This window comes from Variovorax sp. V118, assembly GCF_041154445.1.
In the GTDB taxonomy this organism is placed as follows: Bacteria; Pseudomonadota; Gammaproteobacteria; order Burkholderiales; family Burkholderiaceae_C; genus Variovorax; species Variovorax boronicumulans.
The window spans coordinates 2,276,836-2,300,126 of record NZ_AP028663.1 but is presented as its reverse complement, the minus strand read 5'-3'; the positions used below and the strand labels follow the sequence as shown (position 1 = coordinate 2,300,126).

The following is a 23,291-nucleotide window of genomic DNA, read 5'->3' as shown; positions in this document are numbered from 1 at the left end:
CACGGTTTGCGTGCGTCGTTCTCCCTTCTCCTACGCGGAGACCGCTTGCGCCACGCTACGCTATTGGTTCACACATCAAAACCGCGGCATGGCCCTCATCACGTTCCTCGTCGAGGACAACAAGACCATCAGGGACAACCTGGTCCCGGCCCTCGAGGACCTCGTCAACGGCCATGTCGTCGGCTATGCCGAAACCGAATCGGGCGCCCTCGCCTGGCTCGCCGCCCACCCCGATGCCTGGCAGTTGCTCATCGTCGACCTGTTCCTCAAGGAAGGCTCGGGCCTCGGTGTGCTGTCGGGCTGCCGCGAGCGCGGCCCGCACCAGCGGGTCGTGGTGCTGAGCAACTACGTCACCCCGGACATCCGCACGCGCTGCCAGGCCCTGGGCGCCGACGCGGTGTTCGACAAGTCGCGCGACCTGGACGCCTTCATCGAGTACTGCAACGCCGACCGCCCCTCGGGCCTGGCCGCACTCTGAAGGCAGACCCGCGCAACGGCTGCGCGCACCCCTGAATGAAAAAAGGGCCCGAAGGCCCTTTTTGTCATGGAACGACCCGGTGAAGGGTCGTTGGCTGCAATGCGATCAGCGCACCACGGCGATCTGCGTACGCACGCCACCCTTGTAGGTGAAGAGCGTCAGGGCGCCGTTCTTGATGTCGCCCTTTTCGTCGAAGGCGATCGGGCCGGTCACGCCCTTGTATTGCACCTTGCCGACTTCAGCCAGGTACTTTTCCGGGTCGGACGAGCCGGCCTTGGCCATGGCTTCGGCCAGCACGTTGACCGCGTCGTACACGTACGGTGCGTAGATCTGCACTTCGACGCCGTTCTTGGTCTTGAACTTGGCCTTGAAGTCTTCCAGCGGCTGCTTGAAGTCGCCGTCGACACCGCCGGCTTCGGCGCAGACCACCATGTCTTCACCGATGGCGTCGCCTGCCAGCTTCGGCAGTTCGCCGGTGCACAGGCCGTCGCCGCCCATGAACTTGACGTTCAGGCCGAGCTGCTTGACCTGCTTGAGCATCGGGCCGCCCACGGCGTCCATGCCGCCGAAGAACAGCACGTCGGGCTTGGCAGCCTTCAGCTTGGTCAGGATGGCGTTGAAGTCGGTCGACTTGTCGGTCGTGAACTCGTGGCCCACGATGGTCGCGCCTGCCGCCTTGGCTGCCTTCTCGAACTCTTCGGCAACGCCTTGGCCGTAGGCCGTGCGGTCGTCGATCACGGCAATGTTCTTGCCCTTGAGCGTTTCGACGGCGTACTTGCCGAGCGTGCCGCCCAGCTGCGTGTCGTCGGCCACCACGCGGAACGTGGTCTTGAAGCCCTGGCGGGTGTACTTGGGGTTGGTGGCCGACGGCGAGACCTGCGGAATGCCGGCGTCGCTGTACAGCTTGGAAGCGGGGATCGTGGTGCCCGAGTTCAGGTGACCGACGATGCCGTTGACCTTTTCATCGACCAGCTTCTGGGCGACGGCGGTGCCTTGCTTCGGATCGCCAGCGTCGTCTTCGGGAACCAGCACGAACTTGGCAACCTTGTCGCCGATCTTGAAGCCCTTTGCATTCAGGTCTTCGATGGCCATCTTGGCACCGAGCTCGTTGTCCTTGCCGAGGTGGGCAATGGGACCGCTGGTCGGGCCGACGTGGCCGATCTTGACGACCAGGGCATCAGCCGGAGGCGCAGCAGGGGCCGGAGCCGCAGCCGTGGGTGCCGGTGCCGCCGGAGCAGCAGCTTCTTCCTTCTTGCCGCAAGCCACGAGCGTGAGTGCAGCCAGTGCGACCGCAGTCCATTTCAATTGCATGAGAACCTCCAGAACTTGGATGAAAAGATATAAAAACCGGTCGTTCGATCCGGGCGTTCAGACCTCGCAAGTTTCGCGCCGCAGACCAGCGGCACCCTCACGCCATTCCGACCTGCGGCGCAGTTTAGCCGAGGATTTATGCGCCGGAAGTTGGCGTAGACCCTGTGTTTTCCCCTGTGTTTTCACAGAGTTCAGCGGCCATGGATTCGATGACGAGCGCGCGCAGCACGGCCTCGATTTCGCCGCGCAGACGCGGCACCATTTCGTCGAGCTGATGCTGAACGGCAGCTGACACGGCGTCGCTCAATCGCTCCTCCAGCGACAGGTCGACGCGCTGCAGCACGCGGTGCAGCAATTGCTCTTCGAGGCTGACGATTTCGGCCGGCGTGAGCGACACAGAAGGCGGCAACGCCACGGCGCTCGCGGGGTCCGGCGGCGGGGGCTGCGACACCGGCGCACCCGTGGGTCGCACCGTCTCGGCGACCGGCACGGGCTCGGCCGGAATCTCGAGCACGGTCGTCAGCGTCGGGACGAACCGGGGTGGCGTGCGCAGCGTGCTGGCCATCAGGAAGCGCTCCTTGCGAAATCGTGCGGCTGGATCGTGTAGCCCCGGTCGGCGTAATGGCGCCAACGGGTGCGGCCGACCTGCCGGTCGTTGGCCTCGTCGCTCACGATGTCGATCATGCGTTCGAAGCGCTCGAAGCCGGCCGGCACTTCAAGGCCGAGGTTGACCAGCATCTCGCGGTGCGGCAGCGAGGCCGCGTCCGAACCTTCGGCGCACAGGATCACGGGCGAGCGCGCCACCACATGGGCCGGCGCGTCGGCGCGGCAGTGCGCGACGAAGTCGACCGGCGACAGCTGCCAGAGCGCGGCATCGACCGTGTCGAGCGCGCGCGCATCGCCCACCACCACCACGCGCAGGCCGCGTGTGTTCACGGCCTTGCGAACCAGCCGGCAAGCGTAGGTGAGCTTGTCGGGCGCGTTGTAGTGAAAGCCGATGTCGGTCACTGCGCGGACCGGGCCTTTCGGGCCGGCTTGGCCGGGGCCTTGGGCGACGCGGCCTTCTTCACGGGCTTGGCGGCCTTGCCGGCCTTCGGCGCGGCGGCAGCGGCGTTGCTGCTGCCCGCGCGGTTCGTCAGGTACGACACCAGCAGGCCGACGGGCCGGCCGGTCGAGCCCTTGGCCGCCCCGCTCTTCCAGGCCGTGCCTGCGATGTCCAGGTGCGCCCAGGCGTAGTCGGCCGTGAAGCGCTGCAGGAACTTGGCCGCGGTGATCGCGCCGCCGGCACGCCCGGCGATGTTGGCCACGTCGGCGAAGTTGCTCTTGAGGCCTTCGGCGTAGTCGTCGTCCAGCGGCAGGCGCCAGCAGCGGTCCTGCGAGGCCTCGCCGGCCGATTCGAGCGCGGAGGCCAGCGACTCGTCGCTGGCGAACAGGCCGCTGCGCACGCCGCCCAAAGCCACCACGCAGGCGCCTGTGAGCGTCGCGATGTCGATCACGGCGGCCGGGTCGAAGCGCTTGGCGTACGTGAGCGCGTCGCACAGGATGAGACGGCCTTCGGCGTCGGTGTTCAGGATCTCGATGGTCTGCCCACTCATGCTGGTGACCACGTCGCCGGGCTTGACGGCCTTGCCGTCGTTCATGTTCTCGCACGAAGGGATCAGGCCGACCACATTGATCGCCGGCTGGATCGCGCCCAGCGCGCGGAAGGTGCCGAGCACGCTGGCCGCGCCGCACATGTCGAACTTCATCTCGTCCATCTCGGCCGCGGGCTTGAGCGAGACGCCGCCGGTGTCGAAGGTGATGCCCTTGCCGACGAGCACCACGGGTGCTTCGTCTTTCGCGCCGCCCTGGTAGCGCAGCACGATGAAGCGCAGCGGTTCGGCCGAGCCCTGGGCCACGGCGGCGAACGCGCCCATGCCGAGCTTGTCGACTTCCTTCGGGCCCAGCACTTCGCACTTGATGCGCGGCAGCTTCGCCAGCCCCTTGGCGGCTTCGGCCAGCAGCGTGGGCGTGGCATGGTTGGCGGGACGGTTGCCCCACTCCTTGGCCAGTTCGATGCCGGCGACCGTGGCGCGGGCGTCGTCGAAGGCCTTGGCGACGGCGGGGCTGGCGACCTCGGACACGCCCAGCGTCAGGTGGCGGATGCTGCGCGGCTCGGCCTTCGACTTGGTCGTGGTGTAGACATAGCTGGCATCGGCCGCGGCCGTGACGGCGGCGGCCACCGCGGCGGCGTCGGCCGGCTGCGCGAAGACGATCACGACGCGCTTGGGGCCATTGGCCTTGGCGGCGGCAACCGCCGCGCTCACGGCGCTGCGCACCGAAGCGGCCTTGCCGTCGCCGATGGCGGCGAGCAGCACGCGCGAGGGCACCACGGTCTCGGGGCGGTACAGCGCGAGCAGCTTGCCGGCCTTGTCGGGCAGGTCGCCGGCCTTGCGGGCGCTGGCGGCGAGCACGGAAACGGGGTCTTTGGCGGTGGGGAGAGCGCTGCCGACGAGCACGATGAGGAGGTCGGATTTCTCGGCGGCGGCCTGGGCGACGGTGAGGGTCTTGAGTTGAAAGTCCATAATCCTTTTTTTCCTCGAACGATGTTATTCCATTCTTCCCTACGCAAGGAGCTGTCGCGCAGCTTCGGAGCGACCCTCGTCGTCCTGGTCACCATCGTGATGACCATGATGCTCATCCGTACGCTCGGGCTGGCGTCCAAGGGCAGCGTGAACCCGCAGGAGGTCTTCCTCGTGATGGCGTACACGGTGCTCGGCTACATGCCGACCATCCTGAGCCTGAGCTTGTTCATCGCCATCGTCGGCACGCTCTCTCGCATGTACCGCGATAGCGAAATGGTGATCTGGTTCTCCAGCGGGCGCGGCCTGGCCGATTTCGTCCAGCCGCTGCTGCGCTTCGCCTGGCCTGTGCTGCTGCTCATCGCAGCCATGGCGCTGGTGGGCTGGCCCTGGGCCAACTCGCAGACCATCGGCATGCGCCAGCAGTACGAGCAGCGCAGCGACATCGAGCGCGTCACGCCGGGTGAGTTCCGCGAGTCCTCGGGCCGGCTGCGCGTGTTCTTCATCGACAAGGACACGCCCGACGGCGCCACCGCCACCAACGTGTTCATCTGGGCCGTCGAGCGCGGCCTGCAGATCACCACGTCGGCGCGCAGCGGCCGCATCGAGGACATCGACAACCACCGCTTCCTTCTGCTGAGCAACGGCCAGCGCCTGGAGCGCCCGCTGTTCACGGAATCGGGCCTGAAGATCAGCGAGTTCAAGACCTACGGCACGCGCGCCGGCGGCAGCTCGAACGCCACCGGCGACAGCACGCCCACGCGCGCGCGCTCCACGCTCTCGCTGCTGCGCGACCGCAGCGATGCCAGCCTGGGCGAGCTGGGCTGGCGCTTCGGCATGCTCTTGGCCGCCATCAACTTCGTGCTGCTGGCGCTGACGGTGTCCAGCGTCAACCCGCGCGTGGGGCGCAGCGGCAACCTGGTGTTCGCGCTGTTCGCCTTCGTCGTCTACTACAACCTGCTGAACCTGGGCCAGAGCTGGATCAGCTCGGGCCGCTACGGCATGGGCTCCTTCATGCTGCTGCTGCACGGCGGCGTGTTCCTGTTCGCCACGGCCTGGCTCACGCTGCGCAACAACAACTGGTCGGCGCGCCGCCAGGCCCGCGCCAGCGCCGCCACGGCCGGCGCCCTGCCGGCCGTACCGCCTTCCCGGATTGACCCGACCTCGTGAAAACCATCCGCCGACTGATCTACGTCGAGGCACTGAAGGCTGTGGCCTTCGTGACGCTCGGCTTTCTGAGCCTGTTCTTCTTCTTCGACTTCGTCGACGAGCTGCAGTCCGTGGGCAAGCCCGAAAGCCTGGCCTACGGTCCGGTGCAGGCGCTGATCTACGTGCTGCTGCTGGTGCCCAGCCACCTGTACGAGCTGCTGCCGATCACGGTGCTGATCGGCTGCATCTTCGTGATGGCGCGGCTGGCGCAAAGCTCCGAATACACCATCCTGCGCACCAGCGGCCTGGGCCCGTGGCGCGCACTGCGCACGCTGTTGCTGCTGGGGCTGGGCTTCGTGGTGCTCACCTTTGCCATCGGCGACTACATCGCGCCGCTGTCGGGACGCACCGGCCAGCTGCTCAAGTCGCGCTACCAGGGCACCTACTCGCTCGTGGGCAACACCGGCGCCTGGCTGAAGGAAAAGCGCGGCGACACGTCGTATGCGGTCAATGTGCTGTCGATTTCGCGCGACGGCTCGCTGCAGAACACGCGCATCTTCGAGTTCGACGGCAACGGCTACGTGAGCAAGCAGCTCATGGCCAAGTCGGCCCGCATCCTCGACGACAAGTGGGTGCTCTCCGAGGTCGAGCAACAGGACTACGAAACCCGCACCGCCGACAAGGCCCGCATCACGACCACCCATGTCGAGAAGATGGACTGGCCCACCTCGCTCACCGCCGAAATGGTGTCGGTTGCGCTGCTGCGGCCCGACCGCATGAGCACCATCGACCTGTTCGACTACATCCGGCACCTGAACGCCAACGGCCAGACGGCGCAGCGCTACGAGATCGAGTTCTGGCGCAAGGTGTTCTACCCGCTGTCGTGCCTGGTGATGGTGGTGCTCGCCCTGCCCTTCGCCTACCTGCACTTCCGCCAGGCCGGCATCACGACCTACGTGTTCGGCGGCGTGATGATCGGCATCAGCTTCTTCCTGCTGAACAACGTGTTCGGCTACCTGGGCAACCTGAGCAACTGGTCGCCCTGGCTCACGGCGGCGGCGCCGGGGCTGATCTATTCGGTGCTGTCTCTCACAGCCTTCAGCTGGCTGGTCCTGAGGCGATGACCGCGCAGGTGCCGGGCACGGTGCTGCTCGCGCACGGCTCGCGCGACGCGCGCTGGCGCGAGCCCATCGAGGCGGTCGCCGCCCGCATGCGCGAAGACGACCCCACGGTGCGGGTCAGTTGCGCCTACATGGAACTGGCCGCGCCCGACCTGCCCACGGCCGCCGCTGCGCTGATTGCCGACGGCGCCACCGCGGTGCATGTGGTGCCGCTGTTCCTGGGCATGGGCAAGCACGCCCGCGAAGACCTGCCGCTGCAGCTGGACGCCCTGCGCCTGCGCTGGCCCGACGTGGACTTCTCGCTGGCCCCGATCGTGGGCGAATCGCCCGAACTGGTCGCTTTGCTGGCCCGGATTGCCATCAAATCCTGAAGTCCCGGTCATTTTTATAGACTTCAAAGGCATAATGAATTCCGCAATAAGACGGAATTTGATATGAATCTGCACCAGTTCAAGTTTGTTCAGGAAGCCGTGCGGCGCAACCTGAACCTCACCGAGGCGGCCAAGGCGCTCCACACCTCGCAGCCCGGCGTCTCCAAGGCGATCATCGAACTCGAGGAAGAGCTCGGGGTCGAGATCTTCGCCCGCCACGGCAAGCGCCTGAAGCGCATCACCGAACCCGGCCAGCACGTCATCGCCAGCATCGAGCTCATCATGCGCGAGGTCGGCAACCTCAAGCGCATCGGCGAACAGTTCAGCGCGCAGGACAGCGGCACCCTTTCCATCGCCACCACCCACACCCAGGCGCGCTACGTGCTGCCGGTGCCCGTGGCCAACCTGCGCGAGGCCTATCCGAAGGTCAACGTGAGCCTGCACCAGGGCTCGCCCGACCAGGTGGCGCGCATGGTGATCGACGAGATCGCCGAGATCGGCATCGCCACCGAATCGCTCGACGGCTATGCCGAGCTGGTCACGCTGCCCTGCTACGAGTGGCAGCATGTGCTGGTGCTGCCCAAGGACCACCCGCTGGCGGCCAAGGAACGCGTCTCGCTCGAAGACCTCGCGAGCGAGCCGATCATCACGTACCACCCGTCGTTCACCGGCCGCACTCGCATCGACCACGCCTTCGCCCAGAAGAAGCTCACGCCGCGCATCGCGCTCGAGGCCATCGACTCCGACGTGATCAAGACCTACGTGCGCCTGGGCCTGGGCGTGGGCATCGTGGCCGAGATGGCTGTGCGCGACGAGTCGAACGCCGACCTCGTGGTGCGCCCGATGGGCCACGTGTTCGGCCAGAACATCGCGCGCGTCGCCTTCAAGCGCAGCGCCTACCTGCGCAACTTCGTCTTCAAGTTCGCCGAGCTGCTCTCCGACCGCCTCGACCGCAACCTGATCGCGAAGGCCCTGAGCGGCCACCAACAAGACTACGAACTCTGACCTTTCGCTTTTTCCCCCCGCGACGACCGACCATGAGCACCGCCACCCCTTCGTCTTCTCCCCGCACGCCCGAGATCACCACCAAGCTGCCGGCTGTCGGCACCACCATCTTCACCGTGATGTCCACGCTCGCGGCCGAGAAGAACGCCGTGAACCTCGGCCAGGGCTTCCCCGATTTCCACTGCGATCCGAAGCTGCTCGAAGACGTGACCGCCGCCATGGCGGCCGGCCACAACCAGTACCCGCCGATGCCGGGCATCCCGTCGCTGCGCGATGCCATCGCCGCCAAGATCGAGGCGCTCTACGGCCGCAGCTACAGCGCCGCGACCGAGATCACGGTCACGGCCGGTGCCACGCAGGCGATCATCACGGCCATCCTGGCCATCGTGCGCCCCGGCGACGAAGTAATCGTGCTGGAGCCCTGCTACGACAGCTACGTGCCCAACATCGACCTGGCCGGCGGCAAGGTCGTGCGCGTGCCGCTCGTGCCCGGCACCTTCCGCCCCGACTTCGACAAGATCGCCGCCGCGCTCACGCCGAAGACGCGCGCGATCATCATCAACACGCCGCACAACCCGAGCGCCACGGTCTGGACCGAGGCCGAGATGCGACAGCTCGAAGACCTGCTCGCGCCCACCGACGTGTTCGTGATCAGCGACGAGGTCTACGAGCACATGGTGTTCGACGACGCGCGCCATGAAAGCGTGGCGCGCTTCCCCGGCCTGGCGGCGCGCAGTTTCATCGTCAGCAGCTTTGGCAAGACCTACCACGTCACCGGCTGGAAGGTCGGCTTCGTGGCTGCGCCCGCGCCGCTGATGGCCGAGTTCCGCAAGGTGCACCAGTTCAACGTGTTCACGGTGAACACGCCGATGCAGCACGCGCTGGCGCAGTACATGGCGCGGCCCGAGCCCTACCTGGAGCTGCCCGCCTTCTACCAGCGCAAGCGCGACCTGTTTGCGGCCGGCCTGGCCGAGAAGACCCGTTTCAAGCTGCTGCGCAGCGAAGGCAGCTACTTCCAGTGCGTGGACATCTCGGCCGTGAGCGACCTGTCGGAGGCCGAGTTCTGCCTCTGGCTCACGCGCGAGATCGGCGTGGCGGCGATCCCGCTGTCGGCCTTCTACGGCGACGGCTTCGACCAGCGCGTGGTGCGCTTCTGCTTCGCCAAGAAGGACGAGACGCTGCTCGCCGCGCTCGACCGCCTCGCGAAGCTCTGACGCCGGCGGCCGCTATCCAGGCACCGCGATGACGATGAACCGGCCGCGCTGGATCCTGCTGGCCCTGGCCCTGTCGTTCCTCGTGGTGGGCATCGCCGACGCGTTCCTGCCGCCGCTGCGCGGCAAGGACTACACCGCGCTGGACGTGGCGCATGTGTTCCTCATCTCGGCGCTGTGCTACAGGTGGTGCCGGGCCGACGGCCTCGTGCGCGGCGTTCCGGCGCCCGGCCGCTCGGCGCTGCTCGCGGGCATCTTTCCGCTGCTGGGCGTTCCGGTCTATTTCTTCCGCACGCGTCCCTGGCGACGGGCCTTGCTGGCCACGCTGGGGGCCGTGGCCTTCCTGGTGTCGAGCCTGGTGCTGGCTGCGGTGGGCACCTTGTCGGTCGAGTGGATGCGCAACTGAAAGCCGTCCGAATGAACCCCACCCGCCTCATCACGCGCATCTTCACGCTGGTCGGCGCGCTCATGCTCGTCGGCGGCTGGCTGCTCTACCAGAACACCACGAAATTCATCGCATCGGCCGGCAAGGCGCAGGGCGAGGTGATCGCGCTGCAGTCCGCGGGAAGTTCGAGCCGCAGCAATTCGCCGACGTGGCGCCCGCTGGTGCGCTTCACCCTGCCGTCAGGCGCGATCGTCGAGTTCTCGCCGTCGAGCAGCAGCAACCCGCCGGCCTACGACAAGGGCGAAGTCGTCGGCGTATTCTTCAACCCCGCGAACCCGCAGGACGCCCGGCTCGACGGCTTCTTCGACCTGTGGGGCGGCGCCACCATCGTCGGCGGGCTGGGCGCCATCTTCCTGGCGGTGGGCGTGGCCATGCACTTCCTGCTGGCAGGCGCACCGGTAAAGCGCCGACGCCCACGGTAGGACAGCCCTGACCGCGTCAGGGGCGGCTCTCCGGCGCTCGCGGCGCCCCGGGACGACGAGCATGGAGGCTCGTGACAACAACGTCCCAGGAGAAAAAACATGTCCCTCTCGTTCATTCTGCTGATCGTCCTGATCCTGCTGCTGATCGGCGCGCTGCCGAGCTGGGGTTACAGCCGGTCCTGGGGCTACGGGCCCAGCGGCGGCCTCGGGCTCGTGGTGCTGGTCCTGGTGATCCTCGTGCTCATGGGCCGCATATAGCGCCCGCGCCACCATGAAAAAAGCCCGCGTCGCCGCGGGCTTTTTTTTACGCCTGAAGCTGCGCCCAGGCCTTGTCGAGCCGCTTCACGCTCACCGGTTGCGGCGTGCGCAGCTCCTGCGCGAAGAAGCTCACGCGCAGCTCCTCGAGCAACCAGCGGAATTCGAGCATGCGGTCGTCCACCACGCCCTTGCGCTCGGCCACGAGGCGCCAGTAGCGCTGCTCCTGCGGCTTCAGCTCGGCCAGCTTGGCCGTGTCGCGCGCGGGGTCGGCGCGCAGCTTGTCCAGGCGCAGCACGATGGCCTTGAGGTAGCGCGCGAAGTGCTGCAGCTGCGTCCACGGCGCGTCGGCGATGAAGCGCTTGCCGACGAGCTTCTGCAGCTGCTGCGCCGCGTCCTGCACCGCCTCGGGCTGGACCTTCGTGTCCTTGATCTTGCGCGCGGCGGCCGCGTACTCCACGAGGATGACGCCCGCGAGCCGCGCCACTTCGTTGGCGATCAGCGTGAGCCGCCCGCGCCCTTCTTCGAGCCGCTTCTTGAAGGCGAACTCGTCGGTGGGCAGCGGCTCTTGCAGGAAGGCGCGGTCGATCGCCACGTCGATGATCTGCGTGCGCAGTTCTTCCGACGTGCCCAGCGGCATGTAGGCGACCGACATCTTCTGCAGGTCGGGGATGTTCTTCTCGAGGTACTTCAGCGCGTCCTTCAGCTGCAGCGCGAACAGGCGGCGCAGGCCGGCGCGGTGCTTGGCGGCGGCCACGGCGGGCTCGTCGAACACCTCGATGGTCACGGCGTCGCCTTCGTCGCGCAGCGCCGGGAAGCCGATGAGCGACTGCGAACCGCGCCGCACTTCCATCAGCTCGGGCAGCTCGCCGAAGGTCCAGCTCGTATAGCGCTGGCCGGCGGGCAGCGTGGGTGCCGCCTTCTCGGGCGCGGCGCTCTTCGCCGGGGACTGGCCCCCGTTCGCAGGCGCGGCCTTGGGCGCCGGCGACGCCTTCACGTTGAGCCCCGCGAGCGCCTGGAACGCGCCGCGCGCCTGCGCGCCCAGCTCCGCCTTCAGCGCGCCGAGGTTGCGGCCCATGCCCAGCTGGCGGCCGTGCTCGTCGACGATGCGCAGGTTCATGAACAGGTGCGGCGCCAGCATGTCGAGCTTGAAGTCGGCGCGCTTCACGTCGATGCTCGTGAGATCGCGCACGCGCTTGAGCAGCACGTCGGTGAGCGAGCCGGTGCCGAACAGTTCGGGCACCGACAGCTCCTCCGCCAGCTTCGAGGCCGACTCGGGCAGCGGCACCAGCCGCGAGCGCGGGCGCTGCGGCAGGCTCTTGAGCAGCGCCTGGATCTTGTCCTTGAGCATGCCGGTCACCAGCCACTCGCAACGCTCCTCGTTCACCTGGTTGAGCACGAACAGCGGCACGCTGACCGTGAGGCCGTCTTTCGCATCGCCCGGTTCGTGCAGGTAGCTCGCGGCGCAATCGACACCGCCCAGGCGCAGCGTGGGCGGGAACGACTGCGTCGTGATGCCGGCCGCCTGGTGGCGCATGAGCTCGTCGCGCGTGAGGTACAGCAGGCGCGGCTGGTCTTTCGAGGCGTGGCGGTACCAGTTCTCGAAGGTGATGCCGCTGGCCACGTCGGCCGGCAGCTGCGCGTCGTAGAAGGCGAAGATCAGTTCGTCGTCGACCAGCACGTCCTGCCGGCGCGCCTTGTGCTCCAGGCCTTCGACCTCGCGCACCAGCTTGCGGTTGGCCGTGAGGAAGGGGAACTTGCTTTCCCATTGCCCGCCGACCAGCGCTTCGCGGATGAAGATCTCGCGCGCCGAGACCGGATCGACCTTGGTGAAATCGACGCGCCGCCCGCTGTAGACCACGAGGCCGTACAGCGTCGCGCGCTCCAGCGCCGAGACCTGCGCGCCCTTCTTCTCCCAGTGCGGATCGAGCAGCTGCTTCTTCAGCAGGTGCCCCGCCACCTGTTCGAGCCACTGCGGCTCGATGTTGGCGATGCCGCGCCCGAACAGGCGCGTGGTCTCGACCAGCTCGGCCGCGACGATCCAGCGCCCCGGCTTCTTCTTCAGGTGCGCGCCGGGGTGCTTGTAGAACTTGATGCCGCGCGCGCCGAGGTAGGCCTCGTCGTCTTCGAGCTTCCAGCCGACGTTGCCGAGCAGGCCCGCAAGCATCGACAGGTGCAGCGGCTCATAGCCCGCCGGCGTGGCGTTGATGCGCCACTTGTGCTCGGTGACCACCGTGAGCAGCTGCGAGTGGATGTCGCGCCATTCGCGCACGCGGCGGATGTTGATGAAGTTCTGGCGCAGCAGCTGCTCGTACTGGCGGTTGCTCAGCTTGTGCGTGTCGCCGTGGCCACCGCGCGCGTCGGCGATCCACTTCCACAGCCGCAGGTAGCCGCTGAACTCGCTCTTCTCGTCATCGAACTTCGAATGCGCCTGGTCGGCCTGCTGCTGCGCGTCCATCGGCCGGTCGCGCACGTCCTGCACGCTGAGCGCCGAGGCGATGATGAGCACTTCTTCGAGCGCACCGCGCGTGCGGGCTTCCAGGATCATGCGACCCACGCGCGGATCGAGCGGCAGCTTGGCCAGCTCGGCGCCTGTGGCGGTGAGTTCGTTGGCGTCGTCGACCGCGCCCAGTTCATTGAGCAGCTGGTAGCCATCGGCAATGGCACGCGGCGACGGCGCTTCGAGGAACGGGAAGCGCGCGACGTCGCCCAGCCGCAGCGACTTCATGCGCAGGATCACGCCCGCGAGCGACGAGCGCAGGATTTCCGGGTCGGTGAAGCGCGAGCGGCCCGCAAAGTCCTTCTCGTCGTACAGGCGGATGCAGATGCCGTTCGCCACGCGGCCGCATCGGCCCGCGCGCTGGTTGGCCGCGGCCTGGCTGATCGGCTCGACCAGCAGCTGCTCGACCTTGCTGCGGAAGCTGTAGCGCTTGACGCGCGCCGTGCCGGTGTCGATCACGTAGCGAATGCCCGGCACGGTGAGTGAGGTCTCGGCCACGTTGGTGGCCAGCACGATGCGTCGGCCGTGGTGGCTTTCGAAGATGCGGTCCTGCTCGGGGCCCGAGAGCCGGGCGAACAGCGGCAGCACCTCGGCATTGCGGAACAGCGGCTGGTGGCTGACGTGGCGGCGCAGGTGGTCGGCCGCCTCGCGAATTTCACGTTCGCCGGGCAGGAAGATCAGGATGTCGCCTGCGTTGTGCGGGTCGCGCCAGAGTTCGTCGACCGCGTCGGCAATCGCGTCGTTCAGGTCGTGCTCGCGCGACTCCTCGAACGGCCGGTAGCGCTGCTCGACCGGGAAGGTGCGGCCCGACACCATGATCGTCGGCGCCGGCCCTTTGGCCGAAGCGAAGTGCTGCGCGAAGCGGTCGGCGTCGATCGTGGCCGAGGTGACGATGATCTTCAGGTCGGGCCGGCGCGGAAGGATCTCGCGCAGGTAGCCCAGCAGGAAGTCGATGTTCAGCGAGCGCTCGTGGGCCTCGTCGATGATGAGCGTGTCGTAGGCCTTGAGCAGCGGATCGGTCTGCGTCTCGGCCAGCAGGATGCCGTCGGTCATCAGCTTGACCGAGGCGTCGCGGCTCAGGCGGTCCTGAAAACGCACCTTGAAGCCGACCACGTCGCCCAGCGGCGTCTTCAGCTCTTCGGCGATGCGCTTGGCGACCGAACTCGCGGCAATGCGTCGCGGCTGCGTGTGGCCGATGAGGCGGCCCTTGCCGGGTTCGGCATTGAGCTTGCCGCGCCCGAGCGCCAGCGCGATCTTCGGCAGCTGCGTGGTCTTGCCCGAGCCCGTTTCGCCGCAGACGATCACGACCTGGTGCGCCGCAATGGCGGCCATGATCTCCTCGCGCCGGCCGGAGACCGGGAGCGATTCGGGAAACTCGATGCGCAGGGGGGCGGGAGGTGTGAGGGTCGTCAAGGCAAGGCAGTCGTCGGTCGTTGCGCGCGGCGGCAGGCGGGCAAACCGCCAATTATCGCGGGGGCCCGGCGCTGTTGCATGGCATCCACAGCGAGGCCGCATGCAGCAGGTGGCGCAGAAAATTTCGTAAAGACTCTTTACTCTACCGCATGCCGCCGTTACGATCGCGGCCATGACCTCCTTCCTTGCCCCCCTTTCGATGCGCATCCGCTGCGCAAGCCGCGTCCTTGCACGCGGCGGGGTCAAGGCGACCCGCCCGGCCTGACGAAGCCCGCGCGCCGGCTTCAGCTTCCTTCGCGGAACTGAACGCCCTGTGCTCGCGCTTCACGGACTGAAGCGCGCCAGCCTGACCCGCACAGTGCCTGCACCACCGCCCTCCCCGCATCTCGCGTGGAGAAGCGGCCGCATTCCTGTTTCCGTGTCCCGAATCATTCGAAGAAAAAGAACCTCATGTCGCAACAAGACATTTCCCGCGACCTGCACACCACGCTGGCCGAGCGCACGCGCCACCTGCAGGCCATTGCCCATTCGCTGAAGGCCGAGCTGTTCGGCATCGACGAGATCATCGATCGCGTGATCGATTCGCTGCGCGCCTGGTACGTGCTGCCGCAGCTCATCAGCCGCCCGGTCGTCATCTGCCTGTGGGGCCTGACCGGCACCGGCAAGACGCAGCTCGTGCGGCGCCTGGCTCAGCACCTGGGCTTTTACGACCGCTTCATCGAAGTGCAGATGGACGGCTTCAGCCACGGCTCGGGCCATCGCACCGCCGGCTCGATCTCGGCCATGCTGGCCGAGTCGGGCATCGCCGAGGGCGCGCCCGGCATCCTCGTGCTCGACGAGTTCCAGCGCTTTCGCACCGTGGACGCCAGCGGCAAGGAAGCGCGCGTGGAGCGCTACCAGGACGTGTGGGCGCTGCTGTCCGACGGCCGCCTGCCGCCGTCGCTGTCGGTACTCAGCGAGATCGAGTCGTCGCTGGCCTGGGCCGAGTACGACCAGGACCGTCGCACCGACGACGACGAAGAAGACGAAGAGGACGACGGCGCCAAGGCTGGCAAGACCAAGCGCAAGCGCCGCCTGCAGCTCTCGCCCTGGGAAGCGCAGGAGTTCAAGCGCTGCCTGAAGTTGCGCGAGTCGCTGCTCGAAATCATGACCTGGAAGCCCGACGAGATCCAGGCGCGGCTGCGCGCCTTCCGCGCCTCGCAGGACAACTGGGAAACCGACTACTCCAAGCTGCTGGTCTTCGTCTCGGGCAACCTCGACGAGATGTACGCCGAGACCGCCAAGCGGGTGGAAGACTGCGACACCGACGCCGACATCTTCCACGCGCTGACGAAGAAGCTCTCGCTCATCGACGTGAAGAAGGCGCTGGCCGAACGCTTCAAGCCCGAGCAGGTCGCGCGGCTGGGCAACAACCACGTGATCTACCCGTCGTTCAGCCGCGCCACCTACGTGCGCCTGATCCTGTCGATCTGCGACCGCTACGTGAGCGAGATCCAGGAAAGCTCGGGCGTGCGCTTCGTGCTCGACGCGAGCGTGTACGAGCAGATCTACGCCAACGCCGTGTTCCCGGCGCAGGGCACGCGGCCGCTGTTCTCGTCGATCCACGCGATCCTGAGCGCGACGCTGGTCAATGCGGCGCTGTGGGCGCTCGAACAGGGCGCGCACGGCAGCGAGCCCGTGTGGCTGATGCTCGACCCCGGCGAGGTCACGCCCGGCGGCCCGCGCCTGGTCGCGCGCTTCCGGCTGGCACGGCGCGAGTTCCCGGTGGCGCTGGAGCTGAACCGGCTCAAGCAGCGCGCCAACGCCGACTTCCGTGCGCTGCTCGCGGTGCACGAGGCCGGCCACGGCCTGGTGTACGCCCTGCTCTTCGGCCGCGCGCCGCAGGAGATCCGCATCAACGTGGCCTCGTTCGAGGGCGGCTACAACAGCTACGTGAAGCGCAAGGCGTGGTCCAAGCGCAACCTGCTGGACAGCGTGTGCGTGAGCTTGGCCGGCCGCGCGGCCGAGCGGCTGGTGTTCGGCGAATCGGGCTGCACCACCGGCGCCGAGCGCGACCTGATGCAGGCGACCGCGACGGCGGCGCGCCATGTGCGCCACCTGGGCTTCGGCACGCGCTGGAGCCGCACCGACGTGACGACCGATTCGAACGACAACCTGAACACCGACGTGGCCGCCACCAACCGCGAGATCGAGGCCATCCTGGCACGCGAACACACCCGCGCGCTCGGCCTGCTCGAAGCGCACGCCACCGCCTTCATGGCGGTGGTCGATGCGCTGATGGCGCACGGTTCGATCGCGCCGGACGAGCTCGCCGGACTGCTCGGCCTGCCGCTGGCACCGGCCGCGCCGGCGGGTGCGGCCGAGGCGACGGTCGAGCCGCTGGACGCCTACGCCGACCAGCTCGAGGCCTTCAAGGCCCGCGGCACGCCCGCCGCGGCCGGGGCCGGCCGGCTGCTGCGCGCCCTGGCATGACGCGCTGCACCAAAACCTTGCCAAGAATGCACAATCACGCCCCATGTCCACCGTCTTCAATTTCACCTTCGTGCCCTGGTTCCGCTCGGTCGCGCCCTACATCCACACGCACCGCGGCAAGACCTTCGTGGTCGCGCTGGCGGGTGAGGCCATCGCGGCGGGCAAGCTGCAGAACATCGCGCAGGACCTGGCCCTGATCCAGAGCATGGGCGTCAAGATCGTGCTGGTGCACGGCTTCCGCCCGCAGGTCAACGAGCAGCTGGCAGCCAAGGGCCACGAGGCGAAGTACTCGCACGGCATCCGCATCACCGACGCCGTGGCACTCGATTCGGCGCAAGAGGCTGCGGGCCAGCTGCGCTACGAGATCGAGGCCGCCTTCAGCCAGGGCCTGCCCAACACGCCCATGGCCGGCTCGACGGTGCGCGTGATCTCGGGCAACTTCATCACCGCGCGCCCGGTGGGCGTGGTCGACGGGGTGGACTTCAAGCATTCGGGCCTGGTGCGCAAGGTGGACGCGGCCGGCATCCGCCGCACGCTCGACTTCGGCGCGATGGTGCTGATGTCGCCCTTCGGCTTCTCGCCGACCGGCGAGGCCTTCAACCTGACGATGGAAGAAGTGGCGACCAGCGTGGCCATCTCGATCCAGGCCGACAAGCTGATCTTCCTGACCGAAGTGCCGGGCATCCGCGTGGACAGCGAGCTGCCCGAGAGCGAGGACAATCCGATCGACACCGAGCTGCCGCTGGCCGCCGCCGAGAAGCTGCTGGCCTCGCTGCCGCCCGCGCAGAAGCCGACCGACACCGCCTTCTACCTGCAGCACTGCGTGAAGGCCTGCAAGGGTGGCGTGGAGCGCAACCACATCCTGCCGTTCGCGCTCGACGGTTCGCTGCTGCTCGAGATCTACGTGCACGACGGCGTGGGCACCATGGTCATCGACGAGAAGCTCGAGAGCCTGCGCGAAGCCACGGTGGACGACATCGGCGGCATCCTGCAGCTCATCGAACCCTTCGAGCGCGACGGCACGCTGGTCAAGCGCGACCGCACCGAGATCGAGCGCGACGTGGGCCACTACACGGTGATCGAGCACGACGGCGTGATCTTCGGCTGCGCGGCGCTGTACCCGTACCCCGAGGCGAAAACCGCCGAGATGGCCGCGCTCACGGTGTCGCCGCAGTCGCAGTCGCAGGGCGACGGCGAACGCATCCTCAAGCGCATCGAGCACCGCGCCAAGGCCATGGGCCTGGAAAGCATCTTCGTGCTCACCACCGTCACGATGCACTGGTTCCTCAAGCGCGGCTTCCAGCAGGTCAACCCCGACTGGCTGCCCGAGGCGCGCAAGCGCAAGTACAACTGGGACCGCAAGAGCCAGGTGCTGGTCAAGAAGATCTGAAGAAGAAACCCATCCGAAGAAAGACGCCCCGATGACGCTCGCCACCGCCCTGCTGTTCGCCATCGTGGCCTTCGCCGCCATCGCCACGCCCGGCCCCACCGTGCTGCTGGCGCTGAGCAACGGTTCGCGCCACGGCGTGCGACGGGCGCTGCCGGGCATGCTCGGCGCGGTGCTGTCCGACTTCGTGCTGGTCGGCGCCGTGGCGCTCGGCCTGGGCGCGCTGCTGGCGGCTTCGGAGTTCTGGTTCTCGATGCTCAAGTGGGTGGGCGCGGTCTACCTGGCCTGGCTCGGGCTGCGCATGCTGCGCTCCCAGGGCGGCTTCCAGCTGCCGAGCGCGGACGCCGCGGCCACCGTCACGGCGGTCGAAAGCCGGCGCATCTTCTTCAAGTCGTTCCTGGTGGCGGTGACCAACCCCAAAGGCTACATCTTCTGTTCGGCGCTGCTGCCGCAGTTCATCGACCCGGCCGCCGCGCAGGCACCGCAGTACCTGATCATTGCGCTGATCTTCGCGGGGCTGGACATGGCGGTGATGCTGGCCTACGCCTTCGTCGGCGCGCGCGCGATCCGGCTGCTCACGGTGTCGGCCACGCGCTGGATCGACCGCGCCTGCGGCGGCATGCTGCTGGCGCTGGCAGGCTCGCTCGCTTTCTACCGGCGCAGCGCGGCCACCGCCGTCTGACCCATCCCGCCCCCTCGACCGCTGTCCTCAGGCAGCGGCGCTCCTCCCCACGGTGTTTTTCCGGCAAACCGCCATCCCGCGGCCTGCCCGTGCTGTTTTTTTCAATGGAGGAAATGAAAGAATGAAGAACTACCAAGCCCTGCTGGGTGCCACCCTCGTCGCCGTGTCGGCGCTCGTCGCGGGCTGCGGCGACAAGGCGGACAAGACCGCCCCGCCCGCTTCCGCCGAAGCCAAGCCCGCCGCCCAGGCCGGCAACGACCAGCAGCAGCTCGTCGAGAAGTACAACCTCTACGTCGACGTCTCGAACAACCTGCGCACCTCGTTCCAGGAAGCCCGCGAAAGCTACGTGACCGGCCAGGTGCCGCTGCTGCAGGCCAAGGCGCCGCTCACCAGCCTGCGCATCCAGAACGACATCCTGGTCGACCGCTCGGCGAAGAAGCTCGATGCCGCCGCCGCCATCGCCGTGCCGCTGCCCGAGATCGACGAATCGGCCAAGGCCTTCTCGGCCGCGCTCAAGGTGCTGTCGCCGCTGAGCCGCGAGCTGAACGACTACGCCAATTCCAAGGGTTACCTCGCCGACAACGGCGACAAGGCCCGCCAGATGAGCGCCGACTACCTGGCCGCGCTCACCACCGTCGCGCAGGCCGAAGCGGCCTTCGACAAGGGCCTGAGCGCTCGCGACCGGGCGCTCACCAGGGAAGCCTTCGAGAAGGCGCCCAAGGACACCGCCGCCTACTATCGCGCCGGCCTGATCTACCACGGCAAGCTCAACCACGCCGACGCCATGGCGCTGTTCGCCGCGCCCAACGACCCGCAGGCGCTGGCCGCCTTCGAGGCCTCGCTGGCGCTGGTCGCCGACTCGGCCGCGGGCTGGAGCAAGAAGACCGCCGAGCAGCCGGCCCAGAACGGCAAGAGCTGCAGCGGTGGCATGCTGCAGATCAACGAGTTCATCGGCCAGTCGCGCTCGGTGATCAAGGACGCCAAAGACGGCGTGTTCAAGCGCAAGGAGAGCGGTGCGATGGCCCGCATGGGCCGCTCGGCCATCGTCGACGCGGCCAACCGCTACAACCAGAATTTCGCCAACATGATCGGCCAGTTCAACCGCCCGCTTTGCTGAGCGGGCCAAGGGGCGCGGGGCGTGCGGGCCGCCCGGCCCGTCGCCGATAATCCGGGGCATGAATCCCTTGCTTGCCAAATTGCAGCCGTACCCGTTCGAGCGGCTGAAGCAGCTGTTCGCGGGCGTCACGCCCGCCCCCGAATTCGCCCCCATCAGCCTGGGCATCGGCGAGCCCAAGCACGCCACGCCGGCCTTCATCAAGGACGCCTTGAGCGCCGGCCTCGGCGCCCTCGCCGCCTACCCGGCCACCGCCGGCGAGCTGAAACTGCGCACCGCCTTCACCCATTGGCTGCATCGCCGCTACAGCCTGACGCTCGACCCGGCCACCCAGGTGCTGCCGGTCAACGGCTCGCGCGAGGCGCTGTTCTCGCTCGCCCAGACCGTGGTCGACGCCAGCGCCCAGCCGAAGCCGGTGGTGATGTCGCCCAACCCGTTCTATCAAATCTACGAGGGCGCGGCCCTGCTCTCGGGCGCCGAGCCGTACTACGTGCCCAGCGTGCCCGCGCGCAACTTCGCCGTCGACTGGGACAGCGTGCCCGAGGACGTCTGGGCCCGCACCCAGCTCGTGTTCGTCTGCTCGCCGGGCAATCCCACGGGCGCGGTGATGTCTCTGGACGAGTGGAAGAAGCTCTTCGCGCTGTCCGACCGCCACGGCTTCGTGATCGCGGCCGACGAGTGCTACAGCGAGATCTACTTCCGCGACGAGCCCCCGCTGAGCGGCCTCGAAGCCTCGATGAAGCTCGGCCGCCCCGACTTCAAGAACCTGATCGCGCTCACCTCGCTTTCGAAGCGCAGCAACGTGCCCGGCCTGCGCAGCGGCTTCGTGGCCGGCGACGCGGCGCTCATCAAGGGCTTTTTGCTCTACCGCACCTACCACGGCAGCGCCATGAGCGGCGCCGTGGCCGCCGCCAGCATCGCGGCCTGGGGCGACGAGTCGCACGTGGTCGACAACCGCGCCCAATACCGCGCCAAGTTCGCCGCCGTCACCCCGCTGCTCGAACCCGTGCTCGACGTGCGCCTGCCCGACGCCAGCTTCTACCTCTGGGCCGGCGTGCCCGAAGTGTGGGCTGGCGACGACGAAGCCTTCGCCCGCGCGCTCTACGCTCAATACAATGTCACGGTTCTGCCGGGGAGCTATCTGGCGCGCGACACCGACCACAGCGCCAACCCGGGCCGCGGTCGCATCCGCATGGCGCTGGTGGCCGAAACGGCCGAGTGCGTCGAGGCCGCCCAGCGCATCGTCCGTTTCGTCAAGGACGGCCGCCGCTGACCCCCTGTCGCCCCGCTTCCCTGCCCCTTTTTCACCCGAGACTCTCTCCATGACACAGCAACTGCAACAAATCATCGACGCCGCGTGGGAAGACCGCGCCAACATCTCGATCACCGCCGCCCCCGCCGAAGTGCGCGACGCCGTCGAGCACGTGATCACCGAGCTGAACAACGGCAAGCTGCGCGTCGCCACCCGCCAGGGCGTGGGCCAGTGGACCGTGCACCAGTGGATCAAGAAGGCCGTGCTGCTGTCGTTCCGCCTGAAGGACAACGAGCAGATCCAGGCCGGCTCGCTGGGCTTCTACGACAAGGTGCCGACCAAGTTCTCGCACCTGTCGGCCGCCGAGCTGAAGGAATCGGGCGTGCGCATCGTGCCGCCGGCCGTGGCCCGCCGCGGCAGCTTCATCGCCAAGGGCGCGATCCTGATGCCCTCGTACGTGAACATCGGCGCCTACGTGGGCGAAGGCTCCATGGTCGACACCTGGGCCACCGTCGGTTCGTGCGCGCAGGTCGGTGCCAACGTGCACCTGTCGGGCGGCGTGGGCCTGGGCGGCGTGCTCGAGCCGCTGCAAGCCAACCCGACCATCATCGAAGACAACTGCTTCATCGGCGCGCGCTCCGAAGTCGTCGAAGGCGTGATCGTCGAAGAGAACTCGGTGCTGGGCATGGGCGTGTACCTGGGCCAGAGCACCCCGATCTTCAACCGCGACACCGGCGAGATCTCGTACGGCCGCGTGCCCGCCGGCAGCGTGGTCATCAGCGGCAGCCTGCCCAAGAAGACCAAGTCGGGCCAGGACTACAGCACCTACGCTGCGGTCATCGTGAAGACGGTCGACGCGCAAACGCGCTCCAAGACCAGCCTGAACGACCTGCTGCGCGACTAAAACGCACCCACCACCGGCCGCCTGCTTCAACGCGCGCGGCCGGTTCGCTTCTTCCCTGAGAAAAAACAGCACCGAGGAGAGAGACCGATGAACATGATGGAACGGATTCTTCGTTTGATGGCCGAGCGCAAGGCCTCCGACATCTACCTCTCGGCCCACTCCCCGGTGATGATCCGCATCAACGGCAACTGCCTGCCCATCAATGCGCAGGTGCTGCCCCCGACCGCGCCGCTGGCGCTGCTGTCGGAAGTGGTGCCCGAAGCCCGCATCCAGGAACTGGAAAACACGGGCGAGCTCAACATGGCCGTCGCCCTCGAAGGCGCCGGCAACTACCGCATCAGCGCCATGCGCCAGCGCGGCAGCTACGCGGTGGTGGTGCGGCACATCGCCTCGGTCATCCCCAGCTTCGACGACCTGAACCTGCCCGACATCCTGAAGTCGCTCATCATGGAAAAGCGCGGGCTGATCCTGATGGTGGGCGCCACCGGCGCGGGCAAGACGACCACGCTGGCCTCGATGCTCGACTACCGCAACGAGCACGCCAGTGGCCACATCCTCACGGTCGAAGAACCGATCGAGTTCACCTACACCAACAAGAAATCGCTGGTGAACCAGCGCGACGTGGGCAGCGACACCACCTCGCTGCAGGTGGCCCTGAAGAACGCGCTGCGCCAGGCGCCCGACGTGATCCAGATCGGCGAAATCCGCGACCGCGACACCATGACGGCCGCCATCGCCTACGCGCAGTCGGGCCACCTGTGCGTGGCCACGCTGCACGCCAACAACAGCTACCGCGCGCTGAACCGCATCCTGAGCTTCTTCCCGGTCGAGGTGCGCCCCACCCTGCTGGGCGACCTGGGCTCGGCGCTGCGCGCCGTGGTGTCGCAGCGCCTGCTGCGCACGCCGGCCGGCGGGCGTGTGCCCGCGCTCGAAGTGATGCTGAACACCGCGCTGGTGGCCGACCTGATCGAAAAGGGCGACTTCTCCGGCGTCAAGGAAGCCATGGAGCAGTCGATGGCCGAAGGCTCGCAGACCTTCGAGGAAGACATCGCGCGCCTCATCACCGAGGAGCGCGTGACCCGCGAAGAAGGCCTGGCCAACGCCGACTCGCCCACGAACCTGATGTGGCGCCTGCAGAACCGCGACGCGCCCAAGAAGCAGGCCGAGGATCGCGACCTGACCGACCAGCTCGACGAACCCACCTTCACCGACATCACGCTAGACGTGAAGTTCTGACC

General features: G+C 67.7%; 21 protein-coding genes. 16 read left to right on the top strand and 5 right to left on the bottom strand.

Annotated elements, in window-relative coordinates; all coding sequences use genetic code 11:
* Window positions 1–88: 88 nt before the first annotated feature.
* Entirely contained in the window at window positions 89–478 is a 390-nt protein-coding gene (locus ACAM52_RS10510) for a response regulator (protein ID WP_062470237.1), read from the top strand.
* A gap of 105 nt (window positions 479–583) precedes the next feature.
* On the opposite strand, the gene ACAM52_RS10505 is transcribed toward ACAM52_RS10510, so the two are convergent.
* The 4 genes from ACAM52_RS10505 to ACAM52_RS10490 all read right to left on the bottom strand — a co-directional run bounded on the left by ACAM52_RS10505 (window position 584) and on the right by ACAM52_RS10490 (window position 4,353).
* Window positions 584–1,789, bottom strand: a complete 1,206-nt coding sequence (locus ACAM52_RS10505) for a branched-chain amino acid ABC transporter substrate-binding protein (protein WP_062470234.1) — start codon at window positions 1,787–1,789, stop codon at window positions 584–586.
* A gap of 136 nt (window positions 1,790–1,925) precedes the next feature.
* Entirely contained in the window at window positions 1,926–2,354 is a 429-nt protein-coding gene (locus ACAM52_RS10500) for a hypothetical protein (RefSeq protein ID WP_139701649.1), read from the bottom strand.
* Window positions 2,354–2,797, bottom strand: coding sequence for a DNA polymerase III subunit chi (locus ACAM52_RS10495; protein WP_095948627.1), 444 nt, complete (start codon window positions 2,795–2,797; stop codon window positions 2,354–2,356). The genes ACAM52_RS10500 and ACAM52_RS10495 overlap by 1 nt, the downstream gene beginning before the upstream one ends.
* Entirely contained in the window at window positions 2,794–4,353 is a 1,560-nt protein-coding gene (locus ACAM52_RS10490) for a leucyl aminopeptidase (protein ID WP_369646960.1), read from the bottom strand. Before ACAM52_RS10490 ends, ACAM52_RS10495 begins: the two co-directional genes overlap by 4 nt.
* 21 nt (window positions 4,354–4,374) lie before the next feature.
* Here ACAM52_RS10490 and lptF point away from each other — a divergent pair, with 21 nt between their 5' ends.
* The 8 genes from lptF to ACAM52_RS10450 all read left to right on the top strand — a co-directional run bounded on the left by lptF (window position 4,375) and on the right by ACAM52_RS10450 (window position 10,332).
* Window positions 4,375–5,520 carry an LPS export ABC transporter permease LptF gene (gene lptF, locus ACAM52_RS10485; protein ID WP_369646959.1) on the top strand — a complete coding sequence of 382 codons (1,146 nt, stop codon included), beginning with the start codon at window positions 4,375–4,377 and terminating at the stop codon, window positions 5,518–5,520.
* The gene (gene lptG / locus ACAM52_RS10480) at window positions 5,517–6,623 is read left to right on the top strand and encodes an LPS export ABC transporter permease LptG (RefSeq protein WP_159276862.1); all 1,107 of its coding nucleotides are present in this window, start codon (window positions 5,517–5,519) and stop codon (window positions 6,621–6,623) included. Before lptF ends, lptG begins: the two co-directional genes overlap by 4 nt.
* On the top strand, window positions 6,620–6,991 hold the full coding sequence (locus ACAM52_RS10475; RefSeq protein ID WP_369646958.1) for a sirohydrochlorin chelatase: 372 nt from the start codon (window positions 6,620–6,622) through the stop codon (window positions 6,989–6,991). The genes lptG and ACAM52_RS10475 overlap by 4 nt, the downstream gene beginning before the upstream one ends.
* A 63-nt stretch (window positions 6,992–7,054) precedes the next feature.
* A complete protein-coding gene (locus ACAM52_RS10470) occupies window positions 7,055–7,996 on the top strand; it encodes a CysB family HTH-type transcriptional regulator (protein WP_062470216.1) in 942 nt (313 codons plus the stop codon).
* Window positions 7,997–8,028: 32 nt separating this feature from the next.
* A complete protein-coding gene (locus ACAM52_RS10465; protein ID WP_369628971.1) occupies window positions 8,029–9,210 on the top strand; it encodes a pyridoxal phosphate-dependent aminotransferase in 1,182 nt (393 codons plus the stop codon).
* A 28-nt stretch (window positions 9,211–9,238) separates the two neighbouring features.
* On the top strand, window positions 9,239–9,613 hold the full coding sequence (locus ACAM52_RS10460; RefSeq protein WP_369646957.1) for a rard protein: 375 nt from the start codon (window positions 9,239–9,241) through the stop codon (window positions 9,611–9,613).
* Between the two features lie 11 nt (window positions 9,614–9,624).
* Window positions 9,625–10,074: a DUF3592 domain-containing protein gene (locus ACAM52_RS10455; RefSeq protein WP_369646956.1), complete on the top strand. Its 450-nt coding sequence runs from the start codon at window positions 9,625–9,627 to the stop codon at window positions 10,072–10,074.
* A 99-nt stretch (window positions 10,075–10,173) separates the two neighbouring features.
* The gene (locus tag ACAM52_RS10450; protein WP_082817953.1) at window positions 10,174–10,332 is read left to right on the top strand and encodes a DUF3309 family protein; all 159 of its coding nucleotides are present in this window, start codon (window positions 10,174–10,176) and stop codon (window positions 10,330–10,332) included.
* A 46-nt stretch (window positions 10,333–10,378) separates the two neighbouring features.
* On the opposite strand, the gene hrpA is transcribed toward ACAM52_RS10450, so the two are convergent.
* Window positions 10,379–14,161 carry an ATP-dependent RNA helicase HrpA gene (gene hrpA / locus ACAM52_RS10445; protein ID WP_369647716.1) on the bottom strand — a complete coding sequence of 1,261 codons (3,783 nt, stop codon included), beginning with the start codon at window positions 14,159–14,161 and terminating at the stop codon, window positions 10,379–10,381.
* A 531-nt stretch (window positions 14,162–14,692) separates the two neighbouring features.
* Here hrpA and ACAM52_RS10440 point away from each other — a divergent pair.
* From ACAM52_RS10440 to ACAM52_RS10410, 7 genes are all read left to right on the top strand, one after another.
* Window positions 14,693–16,714 carry an AAA family ATPase gene (locus ACAM52_RS10440; RefSeq protein WP_369646955.1) on the top strand — a complete coding sequence of 674 codons (2,022 nt, stop codon included), beginning with the start codon at window positions 14,693–14,695 and terminating at the stop codon, window positions 16,712–16,714.
* Between the two features lie 43 nt (window positions 16,715–16,757).
* Window positions 16,758–18,104, top strand: coding sequence for an amino-acid N-acetyltransferase (gene argA / locus ACAM52_RS10435; RefSeq protein ID WP_062470199.1), 1,347 nt, complete (start codon window positions 16,758–16,760; stop codon window positions 18,102–18,104).
* A 31-nt stretch (window positions 18,105–18,135) separates the two neighbouring features.
* Window positions 18,136–18,783, top strand: a complete 648-nt coding sequence (locus tag ACAM52_RS10430; RefSeq protein ID WP_095745417.1) for a LysE family translocator — start codon at window positions 18,136–18,138, stop codon at window positions 18,781–18,783.
* 121 nt (window positions 18,784–18,904) lie between these two features.
* On the top strand, window positions 18,905–19,900 hold the full coding sequence (locus ACAM52_RS10425) for a DUF3829 domain-containing protein (protein WP_369646954.1): 996 nt from the start codon (window positions 18,905–18,907) through the stop codon (window positions 19,898–19,900).
* A 58-nt stretch (window positions 19,901–19,958) separates the two neighbouring features.
* Window positions 19,959–21,170: a succinyldiaminopimelate transaminase gene (gene dapC, locus ACAM52_RS10420; RefSeq protein ID WP_369646953.1), complete on the top strand. Its 1,212-nt coding sequence runs from the start codon at window positions 19,959–19,961 to the stop codon at window positions 21,168–21,170.
* A 49-nt stretch (window positions 21,171–21,219) separates the two neighbouring features.
* Window positions 21,220–22,053 (top strand): 2,3,4,5-tetrahydropyridine-2,6-dicarboxylate N-succinyltransferase, encoded by an 834-nt coding sequence (gene dapD / locus ACAM52_RS10415; RefSeq protein WP_095745420.1) that lies wholly within the window; start codon window positions 21,220–21,222, stop codon window positions 22,051–22,053.
* Window positions 22,054–22,140: 87 nt separating this feature from the next.
* Complete coding sequence (locus ACAM52_RS10410; RefSeq protein WP_062470184.1) at window positions 22,141–23,289, top strand: PilT/PilU family type 4a pilus ATPase; 1,149 nt, start codon at window positions 22,141–22,143, stop codon at window positions 23,287–23,289.
* Window positions 23,290–23,291 lie beyond the last annotated feature (2 nt).